A 730-nucleotide genomic window follows, 5' to 3' on the forward strand; every position below is an offset into this window, starting at 1 on the left:
ACTTCCGCCTGCACGGCCTTGTGGAACAGAGCGCTCGATATCGCGAACAATATAAGCTTCACCATTCATTTCAACGGCAGCGTTCTTCTTAATTTCACTTGCTTTAGGCATTCGTTTTAACTCCTGAATATTGTTTTGGCNCTATTATAGTCGGGTAAACTTGGAATTGATAAGGTGAAGTAATAAAAGAGTTTCATATCTATCTCTATAAGCAACGTTATTTTGCATGATACACAAACTTAAATTTAATGACCCAATATGTGTAAAATAGCCGCCCCAACTCACAGGAAATATTAATGATCTTTGGTTTGCTAATTTTATGTGCGATAAGCATCTTCGCTTCATTAGTCACTGAACTGTTTAACATTCCGGTACCTGGTGCGATTCTAGGCCTGCTGTTATTGACCGGTATATGTGTATTACGGGGCAAAACAGGGGCCTCTTTAGACTGCTCCAGCCAAGTACTGACTATTCTGATTCCTTTGCTAATCATGCCTTCGTGTATTGGCATTATGGATCACTGGCACCTGATAAAAAAAGAATGGCTAGCGATTCTGATAGCAATTTCCAGCAGCGTTATCTTTACCCTAGTGACCACGCCTTGGCTGATCGAAAAGCTAGAAAAAAGCCAAGAACTTGAGGAGTCTTAGCGGTGGAACTAATGTCTGAATTTAAGCTCCCCTACTTCTTTGACCTGTCTATGATATTAACAACAGCAGCCGTTTACTGG

The 730-nt window shown here is 40.9% G+C and carries 1 protein-coding gene and 1 pseudogene; one reads left to right on the forward strand and one right to left on the reverse strand.

The annotated features are described in order from the left end of the window. Positions 1-111 (reverse strand): annotated as a pseudogene (locus tag A3757_RS02205) (elongation factor P-like protein YeiP); the annotation flags it as partial. A gap of 185 nt (positions 112-296) precedes the next feature. On the opposite strand from A3757_RS02205, the gene A3757_RS02210 reads away from it, so the two are divergent. Beyond that, positions 297-650, forward strand: a complete 354-nt coding sequence (locus A3757_RS02210; protein ID WP_068739095.1) for a CidA/LrgA family protein — start codon at positions 297-299, stop codon at positions 648-650. The last annotated feature ends 80 nt before the right edge of the window (positions 651-730 follow it).

This window comes from Oleiphilus sp. HI0117 (assembly GCF_001635235.1).

What these genes read in the sequence shown, in the direction of transcription:
- A3757_RS02210 (WP_068739095.1), top strand. Translation starts at nt 297, where the DNA reads ATGATCTTTGGTTTGCTAATTTTATGTGCGATAAGCATCTTCGCTTCA.